The 22,316-nt window shown below is 59.9% G+C and carries 14 protein-coding genes and 3 pseudogenes; 11 read left to right on the top strand and 6 right to left on the bottom strand.

Annotated elements, in window-relative coordinates; all coding sequences use genetic code 11:
• The first annotated feature begins 98 nt into the window (after window positions 1–98).
• Complete coding sequence (locus LPU83_RS64655) at window positions 99–701, top strand: HupE/UreJ family protein (RefSeq protein WP_024316888.1); 603 nt, start codon at window positions 99–101, stop codon at window positions 699–701.
• Between the two features lie 59 nt (window positions 702–760).
• Here LPU83_RS64655 and LPU83_RS64650 read toward each other — a convergent pair whose 3' ends face one another.
• Window positions 761–1,546 carry an SDR family NAD(P)-dependent oxidoreductase gene (locus tag LPU83_RS64650; RefSeq protein WP_024316889.1) on the bottom strand — a complete coding sequence of 262 codons (786 nt, stop codon included), beginning with the start codon at window positions 1,544–1,546 and terminating at the stop codon, window positions 761–763.
• Between the two features lie 25 nt (window positions 1,547–1,571).
• Window positions 1,572–2,249 carry a FadR/GntR family transcriptional regulator gene (locus tag LPU83_RS64645; protein ID WP_024316890.1) on the bottom strand — a complete coding sequence of 226 codons (678 nt, stop codon included), beginning with the start codon at window positions 2,247–2,249 and terminating at the stop codon, window positions 1,572–1,574.
• Window positions 2,250–2,375: 126 nt separating this feature from the next.
• Here LPU83_RS64645 and uxuA point away from each other — a divergent pair.
• Window positions 2,376–3,562 (top strand): annotated as a pseudogene (gene uxuA / locus LPU83_RS64640) (mannonate dehydratase).
• Between the two features lie 62 nt (window positions 3,563–3,624).
• Here uxuA and LPU83_RS64635 read toward each other — a convergent pair.
• Together LPU83_RS64635 and msrA are read right to left on the bottom strand one after the other, a co-directional pair.
• Window positions 3,625–4,029: a response regulator gene (locus LPU83_RS64635; RefSeq protein ID WP_024316891.1), complete on the bottom strand. Its 405-nt coding sequence runs from the start codon at window positions 4,027–4,029 to the stop codon at window positions 3,625–3,627.
• Window positions 4,030–4,227: 198 nt separating this feature from the next.
• Window positions 4,228–4,929: a peptide-methionine (S)-S-oxide reductase MsrA gene (gene msrA / locus LPU83_RS64630; protein ID WP_024316892.1), complete on the bottom strand. Its 702-nt coding sequence runs from the start codon at window positions 4,927–4,929 to the stop codon at window positions 4,228–4,230.
• Between the two features lie 200 nt (window positions 4,930–5,129).
• Here msrA and LPU83_RS64625 point away from each other — a divergent pair, with 200 nt between their 5' ends.
• Together LPU83_RS64625 and pbpC are read left to right on the top strand one after the other, a co-directional pair.
• Window positions 5,130–10,601, top strand: a complete 5,472-nt coding sequence (locus LPU83_RS64625) for an alpha-2-macroglobulin family protein (RefSeq protein ID WP_024316893.1) — start codon at window positions 5,130–5,132, stop codon at window positions 10,599–10,601.
• Complete coding sequence (gene pbpC / locus LPU83_RS64620) at window positions 10,598–12,679, top strand: penicillin-binding protein 1C (protein ID WP_024316894.1); 2,082 nt, start codon at window positions 10,598–10,600, stop codon at window positions 12,677–12,679. Before LPU83_RS64625 ends, pbpC begins: the two co-directional genes overlap by 4 nt.
• A gap of 284 nt (window positions 12,680–12,963) precedes the next feature.
• On the opposite strand, the gene LPU83_RS64615 is transcribed toward pbpC, so the two are convergent.
• On the bottom strand, window positions 12,964–13,314 hold the full coding sequence (locus tag LPU83_RS64615) for a VanZ family protein (RefSeq protein WP_024316895.1): 351 nt from the start codon (window positions 13,312–13,314) through the stop codon (window positions 12,964–12,966).
• 107 nt (window positions 13,315–13,421) lie between these two features.
• Here LPU83_RS64615 and LPU83_RS64610 point away from each other — a divergent pair.
• Window positions 13,422–13,631: pseudogene (locus tag LPU83_RS64610) on the top strand (BrnT family toxin); the annotation flags it as partial.
• Window positions 13,558–13,797, top strand: a pseudogene (locus LPU83_RS64605) (BrnA antitoxin family protein); the annotation flags it as partial. The pseudogenes LPU83_RS64610 and LPU83_RS64605, both read left to right, overlap by 74 nt.
• Before the next feature lie 1,168 nt (window positions 13,798–14,965).
• Here LPU83_RS64605 and LPU83_RS64600 read toward each other — a convergent pair.
• Entirely contained in the window at window positions 14,966–16,180 is a 1,215-nt protein-coding gene (locus LPU83_RS64600; RefSeq protein ID WP_082321312.1) for an IS701 family transposase, read from the bottom strand.
• A 683-nt stretch (window positions 16,181–16,863) separates the two neighbouring features.
• Between LPU83_RS64600 and LPU83_RS64595 the strand changes: the two genes are divergently transcribed.
• From LPU83_RS64595 to LPU83_RS64575, 5 genes are all read left to right on the top strand, one after another.
• Window positions 16,864–17,256 carry a hypothetical protein gene (locus tag LPU83_RS64595; RefSeq protein ID WP_024314450.1) on the top strand — a complete coding sequence of 131 codons (393 nt, stop codon included), beginning with the start codon at window positions 16,864–16,866 and terminating at the stop codon, window positions 17,254–17,256.
• Between the two features lie 715 nt (window positions 17,257–17,971).
• A complete protein-coding gene (locus tag LPU83_RS64590; protein WP_024314449.1) occupies window positions 17,972–20,485 on the top strand; it encodes a heavy metal translocating P-type ATPase in 2,514 nt (837 codons plus the stop codon).
• Window positions 20,482–20,877, top strand: coding sequence for a Cu(I)-responsive transcriptional regulator (cueR, locus tag LPU83_RS64585; protein WP_024314448.1), 396 nt, complete (start codon window positions 20,482–20,484; stop codon window positions 20,875–20,877). Before LPU83_RS64590 ends, cueR begins: the two co-directional genes overlap by 4 nt.
• 139 nt (window positions 20,878–21,016) lie before the next feature.
• Window positions 21,017–21,556: a sigma-70 family RNA polymerase sigma factor gene (locus tag LPU83_RS64580; RefSeq protein WP_024314447.1), complete on the top strand. Its 540-nt coding sequence runs from the start codon at window positions 21,017–21,019 to the stop codon at window positions 21,554–21,556.
• Window positions 21,543–22,310, top strand: coding sequence for an anti-sigma factor family protein (locus LPU83_RS64575; protein WP_024314446.1), 768 nt, complete (start codon window positions 21,543–21,545; stop codon window positions 22,308–22,310). The genes LPU83_RS64580 and LPU83_RS64575 overlap by 14 nt, the downstream gene beginning before the upstream one ends.
• The last annotated feature ends 6 nt before the right edge of the window (window positions 22,311–22,316 follow it).

Here is a 22,316-nt window from a genome sequence, read left to right as displayed (position 1 = left end):
CTACGTCAAATGACGGTGTCGCTCGATTTTTTGCTTTATCCTTCTGATCCGGCATGCCATTTTTTTGCCGTCAACATTGCACACAAACGGGGGCATCCATGTTTTCAAAGAGCATCAAACTTAACGTCCTGCTCGCGGCTGCCGCCCTTGCTCCGTCGCTCGCCTTCGCCCACACAGGCGTCGGACAAACGGTTGGCTTTCTCCACGGCTTCAGCCATCCGGTTTCGGGTCTCGATCACGTGCTCGCCATGGTTCTGGTCGGCCTTATCGCCTGGCAGATTGGCGGCCGTGCGCTTTGGCTGGTTCCTTTGACCTTCGTCTCGGTGATGGCTATCGGCAGCGCCCTCGGTATGATGAGGATCGCCTTGCCCTTTGTCGAAGCCGGAATTGCTCTTTCCGTGATCGTCCTGGGCGCTGTCGTTGCGCTGGGCATCCAGGCTCCGGTCGCCATCGCGGCAGGGGTCGTCGGCCTGTTTGCGATCTTTCATGGACACGCGCACGGCTCAGAGATGCCGGCCGCTGCGGGCGGTGTCGCTTATGCGGCGGGTTTCATGCTTGCGACCGCAGCACTGCACCTTGCCGGCATTGGCCTTGGCTATCTGATCGGCAAAGTCAGCGAGCAGCGGGGCGCAGTTGTCGCACGTTCGGCCGGCGGCATTGCCGCGCTGGCCGGCATAGCCCTGCTCACCGGCCTCGTCTGACGTTTGGTGGGGTGCGGCTAGGGACCGGGGCCAAGGCAAGGGGATTTTGAAAATGGGCTTCAACGCACGCCTATACCGGCCGTCAACCCGCCATCGATCCGGTGGTCCGATCCGGTAATGAAGGAAGCCTTGTCCGAGGCGAGGAAGGCAGCAAGCGCAGCCACCTCTTCGGGCTCGCCAATGCGGCCAAGCGGATGCGCTTTTCCGAAACGCCGAAAGACGGCATCGACATCGGCATCGGCTCCTTCGAACGTGCGCGCGGCCAGCTCCAGGATCGGCGTGCGCACCGAACCCGGGCTGATCGATACGACGCGTATCTTGTCTGCGGCGAAGTCGATCGCCATGGCGCGCGTCAACGCATGGATCGCGCCCTTCGAGGCGACGTAGGCTGAGACGCCGGGCTGGCAGGCAAAGCCTTGCACGCTCGAGATGTTGATGATGGCGCCGCCGCCGCGCTTGCGCATTTCCGGCACGCCATGCTCCGCCGTCAGATGGATCGAGCCGACGTTTACCGCCATGCAGCGCATGAAGGTCTCGAAGGGCGTGTCCGTGGCATTGCCATAGGGATGCACTGCGGCCGAGTTGACGATGATATCGAGGCCTCCATACACAGCAATGGTCTGGACAAAGGCATCACGCACGCTGTCGGGAATGGAGACATCCGTATGGATGACGCGCAGGGCCAGTCCGTCTGCAGCAGCGATCTCGGAAAGTTCAGCATTGGCCTTTTCATCGATGCCGAGGGCGGCAACGGCGGCGCCCTCTCGCGCCAAATGCAATGCGATCGCGCGTCCGATCCCGGTCGTGCCCGTGACAACTGCGGTCTTGCCGGCAAATTCTCCCATCAGTCTTCTCCACCTCTTGCCGCATTCATTCAGAAATGAATTCGAGACCGGCGCTCAGATGCCGATCCATGTGATAGATGAAAGCAATCCGGTTGCGATCGCGCAGCGCTTGAAGAATGTCGCTGTGCTCGCTCACAACCGTCTGCAGCGTCAATCGTTGCGATTTACCCGCGAGCATCAAGCGCTGAATGACCGGCTTCAGCATGCCATAGGTTTCCGACAATGTGCGATTGCCCGCGCCATCCACCAGCATGCGGTGAAACTGGAAATCGAGTTCGGAGGCACGCTCGGCGTTTTGCGCTGTCAGAATGGACACATTGACCGCCGCCATGTCGGCAACAGCCTGTTCCGTAATGCGCTCAGCGAGCACATCGAACAGGTTCATTTCCGTCAGCCGCCGATACCCCTGTATGTCGCGGAAAGCATCGACGGAAATCTCCATGGCAAAAGAAAAGAGATCGCGCATCGCGTCTTGATGCTGGTCTGTCAGGACGGCGCCGACCTTTTGCCTGGATTCAGCCACACCATACGCCTTCAACGTGCGGAAGGCCTCACGCACCGTATTCCGACTGGACTCGAACATCGTGGCCAGTTCGACCTCGCTCGGCAGGACGTCACCGACGCCAAGTCCGCGCTCGCGGATCAGAAGGCGGATTTGCCGTACGACGTCATCGACGGCCGAAGCGCGATTGCCTGACTCCACGCCAATGACCTCCGTTTTCCATACGACCAGCCTAATATGTTGGGCTTATTTTCACAATGATCAATTTCTTCTTGCATCAAGTGATGAGATTGCGATTAATTGTCCAACATTTCGAGGAGATGTCTTATGTTGGAAAGTTGGCGCTGGTTCGGGCCTCAGGACCCGGTTACATTGTCCCATGCCCGTCAGGCGGGCGCAAAAGGTATCGTGACAGCCCTCCACCATATCTATGACGGCCGCGTCTGGAGTCCGGAGGACGTCGCCGAACGAATGGCACTCGTCAGAGATGCCGGCATGGTCTGGTCGGTCTGCGAGTCCATTCCCGTCAATTCGGCAATCAAACTGCGAAACGAAAACTGGCACCTTATGTCGACGCGTGGAAGCAGAGTCTCGCCAATCTCGGCAAAGGTGGCGTGCCTGTGGTCTGCTACAACTTCATGCCGGTCGTGGACTGGACGCGCACAAACCTCCTTTACCCAACCCCCGTCGGCGGTCTGGCGCTGCGCTTCGACATGATCGACTTCATCGCCTATGACGTCTTTGTCTTGAAGCGGGCGGCGGCCGAAGACAGCTACGACGCTGAACTCGTCGAGGCAGCGCGAAAGCGATTGGCGGGCATGAGCGAGGAGGATGTGCAAACCCTCGAAAAAAACATTATCGCCGGCCTGCCCGGCGGTGAGGACAGCCACACGCGCGAAGCCATCCGCACGCACATTGCAGCGTTCGACGATCTCTCAGACGACGACATGCGCAGCAATCTGGTCGACTTTCTCAAGGAGGTCGTGCCGGTGGCCGTCGAAAACAATGTTCGTCTTGCAATTCACCCCGACGACCCTCCGTTCTCGTTGTTCGGGTTGCCGCGCGTGGTATCGAAGGCGGACGATATAGAGACCATTTTCGCGGCGGTCGATCACACCGCCAATGGCATAACCCTTTGCGCCGGTTCCTACGGCTCGCGTCACGGCAACGACGTCGTCGAGCTGGCGAGCCGCTTTGCCGAGCGCATCCACTTCGCGCACCTGCGAAATGTCAGCAAGGAACCAGATGGCTCCTTCATCGAAGCCGAGCACCTTGGCGGAGACGTCAACATGGTCTCGCTGATTTCGCTCCTGCGCCGAGAAGAACGTCGCCGCGCCGCAGTCGGCAGGACCGACAGCATTATTCCAATGCGTCCCGACCATGGCCACCTCCTGATCGACGATCAGACGAAGACGGTCAATCCAGGCTATTCCTGCATCGGCCGGCTGAAGGGACTGGCGGAGCTCAGAGGCGTGATCGCAGCGGTAGATCAGCTGGATGTTCGAGCAGCATGATGACCACGTCGTGATGTTGACGGTTGGCGCATACCGGTCATCCGGGAATTCACATCACAGCGTCATCCACTCCGGCGCACATCGAGCGCATGGCGCAAAGAGGTCTGCACAATCGATGGCGTGGCCGGCTTGCTGAGGATGTCCAGCGCTCCCTCAACGCGCCCCACGACAGCTTCAGGGTTGCCGGTCATGAAAACCACAGTTACGCCAAATTCCTCGACGAGCCGTTGTCCAATCTCTGGCCCCGTTGCACCATCGGCCAAGTTGACATCCACAAATGCAATGTCAGCCAGCGGCGCCAGCGTCAGCGCCTGCTCCTTGTCGCGGGCGACACCGGCCACGTTCAGCCCCATGTCCTTGATGGTCGATTCAAGGTCAAGGGCAATCAGGAATTCATCCTCAACGATCAAGACGCTTTGACGCGCAACACCGTATGTCGGCCGCTTGGTTTCGACATCGCTGGCCATGAAATGTCCCTTGCTTTACTCATTTTACAACACTGGTGACGCTCAACTGCGTGTTGGTTGGCGCCGGGGTAACGAACGTCAGGACGATATGTTCCGGGTTGGGGCGCAATAACTTGCAGGCAAAATATTGTTAACATTGACAAATCGTTATCAACGCAACCGCAGTGCACGGAACATGCCAGGTTTTTTTCGGGGATATCAACCCTTTGCCTTGAGAACGAGGACAGGTCGGCTGCGAAAGTTGCGCGGAAACACCGACCTCAGGTTTTCGATTTTCGGCAAGTCGTTGATGACGATGTACGGATTTGTCGGATTGAGAGCGAGATAATCCTGATGGTAGCGCTCGGCTGGATAGAAGCCCTCCAGATTGTCGACCTCGGTTACGATCGGGTCCGGAAAGATGGCGGCCCGGCCGAGCTGTGCAATGTAGTTCTCCGCGATCCGACGCTGCTGCGGGCTCGCCACAAACAATGCCGATCGGTACTGTGTGCCGGTATCGGGACCCTGGTGATTTAGCTCTGTCGGATTGTGGGCGACCGAAAAGAAAATCTGCAGAAGCGTTCCGTAGCTGACCTCGGAGGGATCGAAGATCACCTTTACCGACTCGGCGTGACCTGTCGTTCCAGTGCTGACCGTCTGGTAGATCGCCGTATTGCTTGTTCCCCCGGCGTAGCCAGAGACAGCCGATTTCACGCCCTTCACATGCTGGAAGACACCTTGAATGCCCCAGAAGCATCCGCCTGCGAACACCGCGGTTTCGGCGTTTGCCTCGATGGGCTCGTCGATTGCCGGCGGCGGGAGGACAACAGCTCTCTCGGCGGCAAAGACGGGCGATCCCAACAAGGTCACGACAGCCAGAATGAACCGAAAGTCAAACCTTCGGAGAAGAAAAGCGGACATAGCGAAGTCTCCCAATTCCATGACGCAACGATGGTGCATGGCGCTGCGCCAAGCAAATCAAAACCCAGCACCTCACGCCGATGTGAGAGCGCTGCGGCAGCACCTGGCTCATTGCGAAACAGCGCATTTGATCGAGTTGACAACCGGACGTGGAGTGCGGAGAGTGCAGCCGGATCAGCGCCAGCATCTCGGGGGGAACTATGTCTGTACGCGCGTTTTTCGCTATCGTCGCCGTTGCTGTCTCGTCAATCATCGCAAGCCTTCCCGTGGCGGCGGATACGAAGCGCCAGATCCAGACGATCCAGGACGCCGATTATTTCGGCTTCGATCTGCGCACCGAACAGAACGTCACGCTGGATCAGTGCAAAACGTCCTGCATCGGCGACAAATCCTGCAAGGCGTTCACCTACAATCCGAAGGTGAAGTGGTGCTTCCTGAAGTCCGATTTCAAGACGATGAATGCCTTCCCGGGCGCCATTGCCGGCAAGATCGTCGAGACATCCATGCAGCAGGAGCCGGACATCGGCGCAGCCCCTCGCCTCACCTTCCTCTCCGGCGACGTGATCCAGCAGGCGCGCGACGACAAGGCCAATCTTGACGTGGCCGATGATCAGCAGGGCCAGAGCGCTGACAGTCTGATTGCCAATGCCCGCCTCGACCTGACGGCGGGCAATGTCATCGAGGCGATGAAGTCCTTCCGCAGTGCGCTTGCTCTTTCCCGGGAGAATGCGGATCTCTGGCTGGAAACGGCACGTGCCGGGGACAGCTTTGTCAAGACCGACGACAACAATGGCAGCGAGATCTACGGACAGGCTGTTCTTGCCGCTGTGAACGGCTACGAGTTGACCCGGACGACGTCGAGCCGTGCCGAGGCGCTCTCCGTGCTGGCCGCCGCACTCGAAAAGAACACCAATTATCGCGCCGCCCTCAACGCCTACAAGGCAAGCCTGGCGCTCGTGAACGCCAAGGACGTTCAGGCGGCGTTCTTGCAGCTCAAATCGACGCAAGGATTTCGCATTACCGAGCATACCGTCGACGCAGACAGTGCAACTCCGCGCACCTGCGCGACATTTTCGGAGTCCCTGGTCAAAACTGTGGACTATACGCCTTTCGTGACGCTGAACGGTGCCGCCCCCAAGGCACTCGAAACCAAAGACAAGCAGATCTGCGTCGAGGGGCTGACGCATGGCGAAAATTACAAGATCACCTTCCGTACGGGCTTGCCTTCTTCAGTCGATGAAGTCCTGGAGGCTCCGGTCAGCCTCGATGTCTATGTCAAGGATCGCACTGCCAGCGTGCGCTTCACCGGCGACAGCTTCGTGCTGCCGTCGACCGCGCGTCGCGGAATTCCGATCGTTTCGGTCAACATGGCCTCCGCCACTCTCAAGCTCTACCGTATCGGTGATCGTGGCATCGCGCCGCTGTTGACGAGCTCGCAATTCCTGACCCAGCTCGATGGTTACAGCGCACAGCGGATCGAAGACGAAAGCGGTGAACTCGTCTGGCAAGGCTCGATCGATATCGCGAGCGATCTCAACAAGGACGTCGTCACCAGTTTTCCGGTAGATGAGGCACTGCCCGAGCGCAAGCCGGGCGTCTATGTGTTAACGGCAACCGCACCAAACGCCCCGGACCAGGACTGGAATGCGCAGGCGACGCAATGGTTTGTCGTCTCCGATATGGGGGTCACGACCTATGCGGGCACGGATGGTCTCAACGTGTTCACCCGCTCGCTTGCATCGGCAAAACCGATCGCCGGCGTCGAGCTGCAGCTTCTGGCGAAGAACAATGAGGTGCTGGGAACCGCGACGACCGACGAGAAGGGTCGCGCGACCTTTACCGCCGGTCTGATGCGTGCCACGGCAGCACTCACGCCCGCGGTCATCACCGCAAAGCAAGGCACCGCCGACTACGTCTTCCTCGACATGACCCGTGCTGGTTTCGATCTGTCCGATCGCGGCGTAACGGGACGCGCTTCCCCAGGTGCCATCGATGTTTTGACCTGGACCGAGCGCGGCATCTACCGCGCCGGTGAGACGGTGCATGCTGCGGCACTCGCGCGCGATACCGATGGGAAAGCCATCGAGAACCTGCCACTCACCTTCATCTTTCTGCGTCCCGATGGTGTCGAGGACCGCCGGATCGCCAGTCCGACCAGCAATATTGGCGGTTACTCCGTCGACCTGCCTGTTCAGGAAAGCGCCATGCGTGGCACCTGGACGATGAACATTCACACCGATCCGAAGGGCTCACCAATTGCGACGAAGACATTCCTTGTCGATGACTTCGTGCCGGATCGCACCGACATGGAGATCAAGACCGAAGCGAAGGTTATCGGTCCGGACACTCCGGCAACCATCAACATCAGCGGCAAGTATCTGTACGGCGCGCCAGCCGCAGGGCTTTCGCTCGAAGGCGATGTCGTCATCAAGCCGACACGGCAGGCGGACGCATTCCCTGGCTACTTCTTCGGCCTCGCCGATGAGGAAGCCAGTGAAGACACCCGCCAGACCATCGAAGGCCTCCCCGAACTCGATGAGAACGGCGAGGGTATTACGGAGTTGACTGTTGGCGATCTGCCGGCGACGACGCAGTTGCTCAATGCGATGGTCTACATCCGAATGCAGGAAGCAGGCGGTCGCGCGATCGAGCGATCGCTCGCCCTCCCCGTCAAAAACCAAGGCCCGATGATCGGCATCAAGCCGGAATTCTCGGGCGACCTTGGAGAGAATTCGATCGCCAACTTCACCGTCATCGGCGTTGGAGCCGACGGCGAGAAGCAGGCGATGAGCGGCCTGCGCTGGAAGCTCTACAAGCTCAACCGCGACTACCAATGGTATCGCGACGGTACTGCCTGGAAATACGAGCCGATCTTCACAGCGGAGCAGGTTGGCAACGGCAGCGTCAGCGCGGCCGAGGACGGGGCGAAAATTTCCTCGGCGGTCGCTTGGGGGCGCTACCGCCTTGAAGTCGAAAGCACTGAGACCGACGGCCCTGCGTCCAGCGTCGAGTTCGACGCCGGCTGGTTTGTCCAGGCAGCGTCGACGGAGACCCCTGATGGGCTTGAGATCGCCTTGGACAAGGACAGCTACAAGGTCGGCGAAACAGCCAAGCTAAAGGTCTCTTCGCGCTATGCCGGTGAGTTGATGATCGCGGCCGGCACGGAAAACCTCGTTGCCATCCAGAACGCTACGGTTGGTGAAAACGGCGGCGAAGTCGACATCCCGGTTACCGCTGATTGGGGCGCTGGCGCCTATGTGACTGCGACCTTGTTCCGCCCCGGCGATGCACAGGAGAGCCATATGCCAATGCGCGCCATTGGCGTCAAATGGCTGAAGGTCGACCCCGCCGACCGCGCATTGCAGGTCACGATCGACGCGCCGGAAAAGATGCTGCCGCGCGCACCGCTTCCGATTACGCTGGCCGTTGCAGGTGCAGGCGTCAACGAGGATGCTTATGTGACCGTTGCTGCCGTCGATGTCGGCATTCTCAATCTCACCCGATACGAGCCTCCGAACCCCGAAGATTGGTATTTCGGCCAGCGCCAGCTCGGTCTCGAGATCCGTGACCTTTACGGGCGGCTGATTGACGGTTCGCTCGGTGTTACCGGCAAGCTCAAGACAGGCGGTGATGGCGGTAGCGTGGCGCTTGAGGGAAGCCCCCCGACGCAAAAGCTCGTCGCCTTCTTCTCCGGTCCGGTAAAGCTCGATGCCAAGGGCAAGGCAACCGTCAGCTTCGACATCCCACAGTTCAACGGCACAGCCCGCGTGATGGCGGTTGCCTGGTCGAAGGCCGGCGTTGGCCATGGCACGAAGGATATCGTCATCCGCGATCCGGTCGTCGTGACGGCGAGCCTGCCGCGCTTCCTCGCGCCCGGTGATGCGTCCGAGCTTCGCCTCGATATTGCCAACACCGACGCCCCAGCAGGCGATTACAAGCTGACCGTTACCGGCAACGACGCGGTGGGTGTGAACCAGGCTTCGCAGGCCATCCGCCTTGAATCGGGTGCCAAATCGGCCCTGACACTTGCAGTAACGGCAAACCAGCCGGGCGACGGCAGTGTTTCGATCAATCTCTCGGACGCGGCAGGCCTGTCACTGGATCAAACGGTTGACGTGCCTGTCCGACCAGCTGTTTTGCCGATGACCGAACGCCGCGTGCTGGCGCTCAATCCAGGCGCTAAGCTGACAGTCGACGAGGCGCTATTGGCAGACAGTGTGCTGCCGGGTGCCGCCGTCAGCGTCAGCGTCACGCGCTCGGCCGCCTTTGACATTCCGGCCCTGTTGATGTCACTCGATCGCTACCCGTTCGGCTGCGCCGAGCAGACGACGAGCCGTGCCCTGCCGCTCATCTATCTGAGCGAGCTTGCCAGGCAAGCTGGCCTTGATGACGACGCCGATGTGAAGAAACGCGTTCAAGACGCAATCTACCGGGTGCTTTCATACCAGGCCTCGGCCGGAAGCTTCGGCCTTTGGGGACCTGACAGTGGCGATCTCTGGCTTGATTCTTATGTCACCGATTTCCTGACGCGCGCTCGCGAGCAGAAATACGACGTACCGGATCGCGCCTTCGCGCAAGCGCTCGAGAACCTGCAGAACGCCCTGAGCTACGACGTCAATGTCAAGGAGCAGGGCGATCAGATTGCCTATGCGCTTTACGTCCTCGCCCGCAATAAGAAGGCTGCGATCAGCGACCTTCGATATTATGCTGATACGATGATCAACGACTTTCCAACGCCGCTTGCCAAGGCCCATATCGCGGCAGCGTTAGCGCTCTATGGCGATGCAATCCGCTCGAAGAATATCTTCGTCGACGCCTTGCAGATGTCAGAGCAATCGATGGTCACAAGGGTCAATCTTTCGAGGACTGACTACGGCTCGATCCTGCGGGATGGCGCCGCGATCCTTGCCCTTTCAGCCGAAAGCCGTCCTGTCCCGCCGGTGGTTCCGGAACTGGCGAAGGCTGTCGCCAAGGAATGGAACCGCAACAAATATACCAGCACCCAGGAACAGGCATGGATGCTGCTTGCCGCTCGCGCCATTCAGGGCGGCGACGACTCGATCAAGATCGACGTCAACGGCGCGCTGCACAATGGCGCCTATATGGCAAAAATGACTGGAGACGCCTTGACGGGCAATGCGCTTACCCTCACCAACCAGACAAGCGATCCGGTCTCCGCTGTCGTGACGACGGTCGCCGCTCCCGCTGTGCCGCCGCCCGCAGGCGGCGACGGCTTTGCCATCGAGCGTACTTACTACACGATGGATGGCGAGCAGACGAACGTGACCGAGGCAAAGCAGAACGAGCGTTATGTCGTCGTTTTGCACATCACGGAAAGCAACAGCTGGCCGTCGCGCATCGTCGTCACCGATCTGCTGCCGGCCGGCTTCCAGATCGACAATCCAAGCCTTGTAGACAGCGCTCAACTGACGAACTTTGAGTGGATCGGCGAAGTCACGGCCGCCCATACGGAATTCCGCAATGACCGCTTCGTGGCGGCGTTCAACCGCTCGGCGGACGACAACCGTGAAATCAATGTCGCCTATGTCGTGCGCGCCGTCACACCCGGCACTTATGATCATCCGGCCGCCGTCGTTGAGGACATGTATCGGCCACAGCTTTCTGCCCGCACGGCGACCGGCAAGATGGAGGTCACCCCAGCACCGAAATGAGACTGACAAGGAAGCTCGCGATTGGAAGCGTTGCTGGCATCTTCCTTGCCGGCGCTGGGCTGTTCTTGCTCGAGGCTGCCGACCAGGCCTATCCGCCGCCACTCGACAAGGCCTATGCGGTATCTGCGGAAGTGCTCGATGCGGACGGTCAGTTGCTGCGGGCCTTCGCAACACCGGACGGTCTGTGGCGTCTCAAAACCACTGGCACCGATGTCGATCCACAATTCCTCAAGATGCTTGTCGCCTACGAGGATCGGCGGTTTTACACACATGGCGGCATCGATCTGCAAGCGATCGCACGTGCCGCCGTCCAGTTCGTCACCAATGGCCGCATCGTCTCCGGCGCATCGACGCTGTCGATGCAGGTCGCGCGGCTGATTGAACCACGCCAAGGCCGCTCTTTGTCGGCGAAGCTCTTGCAGATGGCACGCGCGATCCAGATCGAACGGCGGCTAACGAAGGATGAGATCCTAAATCTCTATCTGACGCACGCACCCTATGGCGGTAATCTCGAGGGCGCGCGGGCTGCAAGCCTTGCGTATTTCGGCAAAGAGCCGCGGCGGCTGACGGTGGCCGAGGCCGCCCTCCTCGTCGCGCTGCCGCAGCTGCCGGAAAAGCGCCGCCCGGACCGCAATCTTGCGGCCGCGCTGACGGCTCGCAAACGGGTGCTGGAGCGTGTCGGCGTCGCCGAAGCTGTTGGCGAGGGGGAGGCGGCACGCGCTGAAGTCGTACCGGTGCCGGCACGGCGCATGCAGCTCCCGGCGCTCGCCGCCCATGTGGCCGAGGCGGCCCGCCGCAAGGATCCGAAAGCGCTGCAATACGGGACGACGCTGAAGAAGACGGTGCAGACCGGATTGGAAGCCGTTGCCCGCGCCGCCGCATTGAAACTCGGTCCGAAGCTGTCGATCGCCATGGTCATGGCGGATGCGCAGACGGGCGACATCGTCGGCGAGGTCGGTTCTGCCGATTACTTCGATGCCAGCCGCTCTGGCTGGATCGACATGACGCGCGCCAGCCGCTCGCCGGGCTCGACGCTAAAACCGTTCATTTACGGTCTGGCATTCGAGGAAGGTCTCGTCAGCCAGGAGACGATCATCGAGGATCGCCCCGCCGATTTCTTCGGCTACCGCCCACGAAATTTCGACATGAGCTATCAGGGCGATGTCACGGTGCGCGAGGCCCTGCAGTTGTCCCTGAACGTGCCGGCCGTAAAGCTGCTTGATGCCGTCAATCCGGCGAAGCTGCTGATCCGCTTTCGCCGCGCCGAGGTGCGGCCTCTTTTGCCCCCGAACGAAACACCGGGTCTTGCAATCGGTCTCGGTGGCCTCGGCATCACGCTGAAGGATTTGGTGCAGCTCTACACCGCGCTCGCCAATCGTGGCCGGCCTTCGCTCATCGGCGACGGCGTCAACGAGCGGCCGGGCAAGATCGATGGGGAGGGCCTGCTTGACCCGGTGGCCGTCTGGAATGTCGCCGACATCCTCTCCGGCGTCATTCCACCGCCCGGCGCTCCCAAACGAGGGATCGCTTACAAGACCGGTACGAGCTACGGCTACCGCGATGCGTGGTCGGTTGGTTATGATGGACGCTATGTTCTTGGCGTTTGGGTCGGTCGCCCTGACAACGGGGCTGCGCCGGGATTGACAGGGTACGGGACTGCGGCCCCTATCCTCTTTGAGGGTTTTGCAAAGTCGGGGATCGCAACCACGCCCCTTCCCCGCCCGCCATCGGGAGCATTGCGGATCGCACAGGCCGAACTGCCGATCAGTCAACGTCGCTTCGCCATCAACCAAAATGGCCTGTTAACAACATCGAGCCGTGAACCGGCACCGCAGATCGTCTATCCACCTGAGGGCGCGCATGTCGACCTTGGCGCAAGAACTGGCGACCTATCGCCGTTGATGCTGAAGTTGCAAGGCGGACGGGCGCCTTTCCGCTGGCTTGCCAACGGCAAACCATTGCCCGACGTCTCTCGGCGTCGCACCAATCAGTGGATTCCGGATGGTGGCGGTTACTCGAAGCTCACAGTGATTGACGCCATGGGCCGGGCCGCAAGCGTCGGTGTCTTCGTCGAATGATCATCTGAAGGGAAATCGACCAAGGCTGTCTCCAGATGCTTTTTTAGCGTCCAGGAATTTCCTGCCCTCAGCCACAATTGCAATTGGCCCCGGTGGGTTCTCCGATCGAAACCCAAGCCCCCGGAGATGGTTCATCCGCATGCAAGTTAAAGACGCCGATAGGAGGCACGACCAAGTCGAGGTGTTTCCGAGCCGCTCAAAAAACGACCTGGGTTCCATCGATAACGAGTTGATCAGCCATCTGAAATGGTTCGGCCGGAAATTTTCTTCACCTTTAGGGCAGACTAGCTCGAGCGCGGCGGACGGATCCAGTTTGCTGCAAACCCCAGAGCCACGCCGATTGTTGCACCGACAGCTTTCACAGAAGCGTCCTCAAGCCGCGCATGGCGGGTTGGTGAGAAATACTGGAGGAGTTCTATCGCGGCCGCTCCGAGTATGACCAGGATCGCGCAAGCCCAAAAGTGACGGGGATAGGCTACCACGAACAGGAGAGCCATTGCTGTGAAGGCGAGTGCTCGGTCATAGCGCACGGACATGACGTCGTGCGGTCGTATACCGATCGGCGAGACGGTCACGAACAGGATGGCAGCAAGCGACAACCACGCGGCTATCTTCACGAGTCGGTCAAGAACCATTTACGAAGGATAGCCAATCGTCGTGTTTGTATCCAGTCGGTTGTTTGGTTCAGCGATGCACTTCATTGTAGCCGACTGGCCGGCGGTGCCCGATCTGAGACATAGTTAGCGAGCAGCGCATTCATGCGCTCGGCCGCACCGATGACGGAAGGTTGCTCCATATCACCTTCACGCTTCGGACAAACGAAACGAGAATCCGGGTGATTTCCGCCCGGGATATGAGCCGAAAGGAGCGGAGCTATAATGAGCAGGAAGCCCGATCCCGTGCCGCACTTCAGCACGGAAGCCGAAGAGCGGACTTATTGGGAACACCATGACTCTGCCGATCATATCGACTGGAGGAAAGCGGCGAAGGTGCGATTGCCGAACCTGAAACCATCGTCCACCTCGATCTCGTTGCGCCTGCCCAACTCTCTTCTGGAACAGATCAAGGTCGCCGCCGCAAAGCGCGACGTTCCATATCAGTCGCTGATCAAGATCTGGCCTGCCAGAAGATCGATACATCCGGAACGAAGCGATGATCTTGTTGCAAACCGGCGAGTTTTTGCACCAGGGCGTGCGCCCATTCACCTACAAAGGGAAAAGCATGCCGGTCGACCTGCCCGGATACTATCCCGAACACGGTAACAAAGGCCTCCACGTCGGTCAGGAAATGGCAGACGCGCTACAGGCGCTAAGGAGTGAAGTCGCAGAGAAACCTCTCCGACCACGATTTTGAACCGACCACAGAACTAATTTAAAGACCAGGGCGCGATATGGGTTGGTGGAGCTTGAACGCAGAAAGCACAGGCGCATTGTACCCCGCGTGCCCTACGATCTTTCGCGCCTCCTGAGTCGCCGTCACGTGATGCCCTTCGTTATAACCGAAAGGTATCCTCGACAGGCTTGTGAGCAGGCGCCGTGGCCAGGAGAACAAGACCGTGATTTGCTAACAATTCAATGGAGCCGTACCAGGCGCTGGGCGGGTAATTGTTGACCTGAACTGCACGAGTACGGTCCACCCGCCATATTACGGCCCTTGAATATACAACTTTTGAGCGATGAAACCGGCCAATTTGGGAAATAGCAGCTTCGACTTCCCTCGTTCAGAATGACAGGTGTCAAAAAATGGGGATTGCCGATGGCCGAAGAATATCGTCTCCGTATGGAAGGCTCAGGCTGGTCTATCATTGATCAGGCAACGCATGAGCCAGCGCGCCTGGATGGCGTTCCTCTCGCCGCGATGGAAGCTGAGGAAGCGAAGCATCTGTTGGCCATTCTCAGGAGCATCGATCGCGTGCGGACCGCTTCGAGACGATTGGCATCCGCGAACAGGAAGCGCTCCGATACGACGCAAACTGAGGCCAATCGTCAAATCGATGCTAATTTTGAGGCGCTGAGACCATTCAAAGCCTATTGCGCGCGCTGCGGCAGCTGCGCAAGGCCATGCAAGCAAGCAGGGGCTGAAACCGATGAAGCAATTGCCTGAAGCGTCGATGGCGCGTCTGATCGTCTTAGCATTACAGTTGCATTTTAGTTTTGAGGTGAGCTCGTCGAGCGGCCGCCTGATGGGCGCGTCTCCAGCATGACCATGCGATGACGTAGGCGGGGCTTATGCGACGCTGAGCGAGTCTGATGGCGATGCGCCGGACTTCCTGGATAGACCAGCGGATCAAGTCCTGATGGTCGGCATCCGCGGTCTTTTTGGGGGCGTCGCGTCATTGGCGCGGTACCGGATCACCGCCATCATGGCGAAGGCGAGCATGACGAGGGAGACGTGGCGATGCCAGCCATGCCATGACCGGGTTTCGTTGTGATCGAGGCCGAGCTCGTTCTTGGCGGTCTCGAAGCTGTCTTCGATCGCCCAGCGATGACCTTCAACGGAAACGAGCGTCTGGATGTCCGTCCCGGCCAGGCACCATGTGGTGAAGAATGCGAGATCACCGTCGCTGATATTGCGCCGGATCAGGAGGCCACGGGTCCAAAGCCCTGATGTCGTCTCGTTGTATTCGTCGGCATCGAGATCGGCGAGTTCACAGTAGGCCCAGTCATGAAGCCGCGCGCCTTTGGTGCCCTCACCGGCGGAAAGACGCTGCCATGCACTTGAATCGAGATCACGGGCGATCTCCTGCGCTGTGCCGGCGACCGGAGGCTTACCCGACCAGGAGCCGAAATGGTGGTCCGATTTAACCCCAAGAACGTAGCCTTTGCAGGCTCGACGCAGGGTCCCTTCAACGTCCCCGACGCCATAGACCGCATCTGCGGCCACCCATGAAAACGGCACATCGGCTGCCAGCGCACGCCGTATCATCTCGACAGCCAGGCCTGGCTTGGTAGCGAAGGCTGTAGCCTGAGGAACATGAGCTGCTGCCAGCCTTGCCGGATCGCCGGTCCAGCTTTTGGGCAAGTACAGGGCCCGATCGATAAAGGCATGACCGCGAACGGACACATAGGCGGCGAACACACCGATCTGGCAGTTCGTTATCTTGCCAGCCGAACCTGTATATTGACGTGCAACACCGCACGATGTCTTGCCCTGCTTGAGGAAGCCCGTCTCGTCGATGACCAGGACCGCATCATCCGTGGCGAGGTTTTCTACGACATACTCTCGCACGATGTCGCGAAGTGCGTCCGCGTCCCAGCGCCCGCGCCCCAGAATGGCTTGTTGCCGCCACGGGCCGGGATCACCGGCCGCCTCAGCACGCATCCAACCTGTCTTACGCCGCTCGTCACCCAGCAAGCCGTCCAGGAAAAGGTTCGCAGAGGCTGCAACTCGCTCCTGCGTAAACAGTCTGCGCATGCGAGCCTTCACGTCGCGCAACGATGATGCCCAAAGCTCAAGCGTCGTCTCGATTGATGCACCTGTCATCCATGACCTCCGAATCATGGAGACCCATAGATTCAGACCACAGATAGATATGCAACTGTAATGCTAGCAGGTCAAGAGGTCACTGGACTGACGGGAGACATCGCCCCGGCGACCTCCCGAGCATTCTGCCATGGGCACCACAGAGGCATTCTGCGACTTGGCCTGAATGCGTTGGCGATACCTCGTTGGTCCTACGCCGCCGTCCTCCACAAAGTCTCAAATGGCGACTGATATCTCTGACGACACGACCATCGGGCCGGCGAGCTTCTCCTGGGAAGGCACCCAGCCTCCGCCGGTTCCAGCCTCTGTTCGGCTAGGTTTTCATCCATTGGTACGCGTCTCACTTTGGCCGAAAAATTCGAAGACCATGCACGACGATCACAAGGAGATGCGGCGACCCGACCTCCACTGGTCCCTTGCTGATCGGCAAATACCGGCCGGGGCTGCATGCGCCATGCCCCGGCCGGCGCACTTTACCGGCCGGGATGAATGCATCGATTAAGAGATCGAGCATCTTTGGGGAAGCAGTTCATACGTCCAAGTGAGTACGTGCCATCAAAGAGAAGTTGCGACACTATAGGCCATCCTAAATCGAACGGTTGTATCGAACAGGGCCATCAATCATCGTCGGCTTTCTCTTGTTTTGCGTCGTCGGCAATCCACGACTGCATCTTGCACGATGCGATCACCAAGAGGTGAGCATGATCAACAGCGGGGAACCTCAGTGGGAACTCGACGACGAGTTTAAGACGTTGACGATCACGTTTCCGACAGATCCGCCGGTCGCGTTCGTGCTTGACGCAACTTCCGTATCAGATCTTATCGAAGGCGCCGGCCAGATCAGGGCTGAGATGCCGCCGCCTCATGACGAGAATTGGGAGGGTGGGCAGATGGTCGACGCCGTTCTTGATCCACGTTGGTACTCAGAACCCGACGCACTGCTTGGAGAACCCCTTCTTCACATTCGCGATCCTCGCTTTGGGTGGCTGCACTATGCCCTGCCGCGAGAGTCTGCCAGAGCGCTCGGAACCCTCCTTATCCTGCAGGCTGATGACGTGACCGCCGAGGAACGAGGACCCCATCGCAAGAACTGAGCTCCTTCATCGACCGGAAGCTTTTTCCTGACGTGCGAGCAGCAGACCGATGTGCTTTGATACCTGCAAGGTGCGGAATTTGTCGCAATTGGTATTTCAGTATCTGCCAGATGACCGATGCAACCCGCTAAAGGCCTGCCCCGGCAGGCCCTTTGTTTTAGTGCGCCACTCTTAAGCGTCAGGCGACCAAGCTGGCCGCTGCCTCATCACCGTCGTTGCCGCCTGGCGCCCGTTGTGACCCACGGCGCCGTCCCCTCTCCGATTGCCGATTTGCCGAACGTCTTCAAAGGATCTGCCCCTTCATGGCCCACGAGTGCGGCTCACTTCACCTGCCTTCTTGCCTGAAGACGTGCTGTTTCAGCCTCGTCCAAGGATCTCGCGTGACAAGGCGCCGTGGAGATCCTTTCAAGAAAGCAGTCGCAAGCCACGTTGCAAGACTACCCTGGAGCCAACTTGCACTTCCTCGCCTAGGTAAGAATTGCCGAAACGTGCAAGCAAGCCAATGCATTACAGGCCGTCCGGCCGCGCGCGCCCATATCTCGTCTCACGAAACCCGATTCAAACACGCGGTCAGGGAGCTTAGTCTCATCAATTCCGTTCATCCGACACTGCCGACACTGCGCGTTGATTTAATGCCGAACATTTCCGCTTGACCTTCCAGGTGCTGGAAGGTTCATAAGAGGTTCCGCTGCCCTATTAGGCAAAGGAGACTCGGATGGATAGCACGCACGACCACCACAATCACGAAGAACATGGTCATGACCACGGCGCTGACGCTGCCGCCGACGTTGTGCGTGATCCTGTCTGCGGAATGACGGTCGATCCCAAGGCCGGCAAGCCTTCGCTTCAATATGGCGGGCATGTCTATCATTTCTGCTCCGATGGCTGCCGGCGAAAGTTCGAAGCTGCGCCGCAGGACTATCTGACGGCGACGGATCCGGTCTGCGGCATGACCGTCGATCGCGCGACTGCCAAGCACTTCCACAAGCACGAAGGCGAAAAATTCTACTTCTGCTCGGCCGGCTGCAAGACGAAGTTCGAGGCCGATCCCGCCGCCTATCGCGACGGAGATAGACCTGCCCCAGAGCCGATGCCGAAAGGGACCCTTTATACCTGCCCGATGCATCCCGAGGTCATCAGCGATCATCCGGGCGACTGCCCGAAATGCGGCATGGCGCTGGAACCGATGGGCATTCCACCGGCAGATGCAGGTCCGAATCCGGAACTGGTGGATTTCACCCGCCGGCTCTGGGTCAGCGCTGCACTCTCGATCCCGCTGCTTGCACTCAGTATGGGCCCGATGATCGGTCTGCCGCTGCGTGACTGGATTGGCGAACCGCAAGCCACGTGGATCGAGCTGCTCCTCGCCACACCGGTCGTCCTTTGGGCCGCCCTGCCTTTCTTCCGCCGCGCCTTTGCCTCCCTTGTCAACCGCAGCCCGAACATGTGGACGCTGATTGGACTGGGTGTTGGCACGGCGTATCTTTACAGCGTCGTCGCGGCGATGGCGCCCGGCCTATTCCCGCATACCTTCCGCGGCCATGGTGATGCCGTTCCTGTGTATTTCGAAGCGGCGGCCGTCATTGTCGCTCTCGTGTTCGTCGGCCAGGTTCTGGAACTGAAGGCAAGAGAAAGAACCGGTTCGGCCATACGCGCATTGCTTGACCTTGCACCGAAGACCGCACGGCGCGTCAATGCAGACGGCTCGGAGACCGATGTCGCCATCGATGAGATACGGGTCGGCGAGAGTGTGCGGGTTCGTCCGGGCGAGCGCATCCCGATTGACGGTTCCGTCAGCGAAGGGCAATCGACTGTCGACGAGTCCATGATAACAGGCGAACCGATTCCGGTCGAAAAGCGGACGGGCGACGCGGTCACTGGCGGCACGATCAACAAGAACGGAACGCTGGTCATGATCGCCGAGAAGGTCGGTGCCGACACGACGCTGTCGCGCATCGTCGACTTGGTCGCAAGAGCGCAGCGTTCGCGCGCCCCCATCCAGGGTGCCGTCGACCGCGTTTCGGCAATATTCGTTCCCGCTGTCATTGCTGCTGCTGTCATGGCCTTCGTCGTCTGGAGCTTTGTCGGACCAGAGCCCCGCATGGCGCATGCGTTGCTTGCCGCCGTTGCCGTACTCATTATCGCATGCCCTTGCGCACTCGGCCTGGCGACACCAATGTCGATCATGATCGCGACCGGCCGCGGCGCTCATGAAGGCGTTCTGATCAAGGATGCGGAAGCGCTTGAACGCTTCGCACGCGTCGACACGCTGATCGTCGACAAGACGGGTACCCTGACTGAAGGAAAGCCCAGACTGACAGATGTTGTTCCCCTTGGCGGCATCAGCGACACTCGCCTGCTAAAGCTGACCGCGAGCCTTGAGCGCGCATCCGAGCATCCGCTCGCCGAGGCAATCGTATCCGGCGCGCAGGAACGCGGCATCGATCCGAGCGATGCCAGCGACTTCGAAGCGAGAACCGGCAAAGGCGTCCTGGGCAAGGCCGATGGGACACCTGTCGCGCTCGGCAACGCCGCAATGATGGATGATCTCGGTATCGACGTCACCCCCCTTGCCGAACAGGTTCGCTCGCTGCGTGATGACGGCAAGACGGTCATGTTCGTGGTCGTCGATGGCCGTCTCGCCGGTTTCGTGGCCGTTGCCGATCAGATCAAGCAGACCACGGCAGCTGCCATCAAGGCGCTGCACGACAACGGGCTGACGATCATCATGGCCACGGGCGACAATGAACGCACCGCGCGCGCCGTGGCAAAGAGCCTCGGCATCGACGAGGTACGCGCCGACATTCTGCCAGAAGGCAAGAAGGCCTTGGTCGATGAGCTGCGTGCCAAGGGTGCGGTCGTCGCCATGGCCGGCGATGGCGTCAACGACGCGCCCGCGCTCGCCGCAGCCGATGTGGGTATCGCAATGGGCACGGGCGCTGATGTTGCCATGGAAAGTGCCGGTCTGACGCTGGTGAAAGGTGATCTGAATGGGATCGTTCGCGCGAGGCGGCTGGCGATGGCCACGATGCTCAATATCCGACAGAACCTCACCTTCGCTTTCGGCTATAACGCGCTTGGCGTGCCGCTGGCGGCGGGTGTGCTCTATCCTGTGTTCGGATTGCTTCTGTCGCCGATGATCGCTGCCGCCGCCATGAGCCTGTCGTCCGTCTCGGTCATCGCCAATGCGCTGCGACTGCGGTTCGTCAAGCTACAGGAGATCGCATGAATATCGGGCAAGCCTCGCAACGCTCCGGATTGGCGCCGAAGACGATCCGCTACTATGAGGATATCGGCTTGATCCGCCCCGAGAGGAGTGGAAATGGTTATCGCGACTATGCCGAAACCGATGTCCACAAACTGCGCTTTCTGCAGAGATCGCGCGGCCTCGGCTTTTCCGTCGAGGAATGTCGCCAGCTGCTGGCCCTCTACGAAGACAAGAGCCGGGCGAGTGCGGATGTCAAGGAACTGACGCAGGCGAAGTTGAGCGAAATCGATCGCAAGATCCAGGAACTCACCGGACTGCGTCGCACGTTGGAGCATCTGATCCACGCATGCCACGGCAACGACAGACCCGATTGTCCGATCCTTGTGGAGCTGTCGGACGGTCGACCTGAATAAGCCTGCGCATCGTTCCACGCGGTTTTGCGCCCGGCATCGTCCCGATGTCAGGCCGTCGCTTTCCCATCGATGACCAAACGCTCATTCGAATTTTTGTCGACGATGGAATAACTCTTCGCTCAAATCCGTATACTCAATCATGGAACGCAAAGAACGCCCATTCGACGTCATAAGCCAGCTGGCAGCGCTTCGGCGCTATGCACGCTCGCTCGTGCGCAATTCGGATGATGCGGAAGATCTCGTTCATGACGCCCTGCTGCGGGCCTACGAGAAGAAGCAGAGCTTCCGCCGCGGTGGCAACCTGCGCACCTGGCTGCTTTCGATCCTGCACAATGCTCACATCGATCGCGTCCGCCAGGATCGATCCTTGGCGCGCCGACACGAGGAAGCCGCCGTCGAGACGGAGCAGTCGCTGCAGGCCGCCCAGGAGCATGCCGTACGTCTCCAACAGGTACGAGACGCGTTCTTCCATCTTCCGGAGGAGCAGCGCGAGGCACTGCATCTGGTTGCGATCGAGGATCTTTCCTACCAGGAAGCGGCAACGGCCCTCGGCATTCCGATGGGCACCTTGATGTCGCGCATTTCGCGCGCCCGCGCGCAGCTTCGCGAATTCGAGGAGAAGGCGCCGCGCGCATCGGGTTTGAGATTAATCGGAGGCAACGGCAATGAAGGCAATTGATCCTATCATCGACGCTGATCTCGATGCTTATGTCGACGGCGAACTCGACGTGGCGCGTCGCATTCAGGTCGAGTCCTTCCTGTCAGAGAACCCCGCGATTGCCGCGAAGGTCATGGCTGATCTCAGCATGAGGGGCGAATTGCGTCTCGCGCTCGCCGGCGAAAGCGCGTTCGGCCGTCCCGATACGCGCGATGCGGCGCGACGTTTGGAACGCGGCCTCGCCTATGGCCGCATCCTTCATTCGGTGCAGCGCATCGCAGCCGTCGGCGTTCTTGTTGCTGCAGGCTGGGTCGCCCATACCTCCTTCGGCGCATTTACGGCGACTGAAGTTGCCGCCTCTGTGCCTGCCCCGGCCTATGTCGAGGATGCGGTGCGCGCCTATCATACGGCGCTGCTGCGCCAGTCCGTGCCATCTCAATCCGTCGCAATCTACAAGGCGGAGGATATTCGCGCAGCGACTGCGATCGTCATGCCGCAACTGCCGGAAGACTGGAAGATCGCCGATGTGCAGATATTCCCGTCCGAGTTCGGCCCGAGCGTCGAAATGGCGATCAAGACGTCGCAAGACAAACAGATTTCGCTCTTTGCCGTGCGACCGGGCGCATTCGCCGTGCGGTCCGTAAACCATGTCGCGCTCGACAAGGCAGAAGCGGCCTACTGGCAGATTGGCGATGTGGCCTATGCGCTCGTCGCTGGCGATCGCGAGATAAACCTGGATGCGGCAGCCGATCGGCTCGCCCGCACGCTTTATTAGTCCAAC

This window comes from Rhizobium favelukesii (assembly GCF_000577275.2).
GTDB classification, from domain to species: domain Bacteria; phylum Pseudomonadota; class Alphaproteobacteria; order Rhizobiales; family Rhizobiaceae; genus Rhizobium; species Rhizobium favelukesii.
The sequence above is the reverse complement of the archived record's forward strand: the minus strand, read 5'-3'. Positions and strand labels throughout refer to the sequence as shown.

Excerpts from the sequence above, each read along its gene's own strand:
- LPU83_RS64590 (WP_024314449.1), top strand. The coding sequence starts at position 17,972 with ATGGATAGCACGCACGACCACCACAATCACGAAGAACATGGTCATGAC.
- LPU83_RS64635 (WP_024316891.1), bottom strand. The coding sequence starts at position 4,029 with ATGGCCAGCGATGTCGAAACCAAGCGGCCGACATACGGTGTTGCGCGT.
- LPU83_RS64655 (WP_024316888.1), top strand. The coding sequence starts at position 99 with ATGTTTTCAAAGAGCATCAAACTTAACGTCCTGCTCGCGGCTGCCGCC.
- LPU83_RS64600 (WP_082321312.1), bottom strand. The coding sequence starts at position 16,180 with ATGATTCGGAGGTCATGGATGACAGGTGCATCAATCGAGACGACGCTT.
- pbpC (WP_024316894.1), top strand. The coding sequence starts at position 10,598 with ATGAGACTGACAAGGAAGCTCGCGATTGGAAGCGTTGCTGGCATCTTC.
- msrA (WP_024316892.1), bottom strand. The coding sequence starts at position 4,929 with ATGTCCGCTTTTCTTCTCCGAAGGTTTGACTTTCGGTTCATTCTGGCT.
- LPU83_RS64615 (WP_024316895.1), bottom strand. The coding sequence starts at position 13,314 with ATGGTTCTTGACCGACTCGTGAAGATAGCCGCGTGGTTGTCGCTTGCT.
- LPU83_RS64575 (WP_024314446.1), top strand. The coding sequence starts at position 21,543 with ATGAAGGCAATTGATCCTATCATCGACGCTGATCTCGATGCTTATGTC.
- LPU83_RS64650 (WP_024316889.1), bottom strand. The coding sequence starts at position 1,546 with ATGGGAGAATTTGCCGGCAAGACCGCAGTTGTCACGGGCACGACCGGG.
- LPU83_RS64625 (WP_024316893.1), top strand. The coding sequence starts at position 5,130 with ATGTCTGTACGCGCGTTTTTCGCTATCGTCGCCGTTGCTGTCTCGTCA.
- LPU83_RS64595 (WP_024314450.1), top strand. The coding sequence starts at position 16,864 with ATGATCAACAGCGGGGAACCTCAGTGGGAACTCGACGACGAGTTTAAG.
- LPU83_RS64580 (WP_024314447.1), top strand. The coding sequence starts at position 21,017 with ATGGAACGCAAAGAACGCCCATTCGACGTCATAAGCCAGCTGGCAGCG.
- cueR (WP_024314448.1), top strand. The coding sequence starts at position 20,482 with ATGAATATCGGGCAAGCCTCGCAACGCTCCGGATTGGCGCCGAAGACG.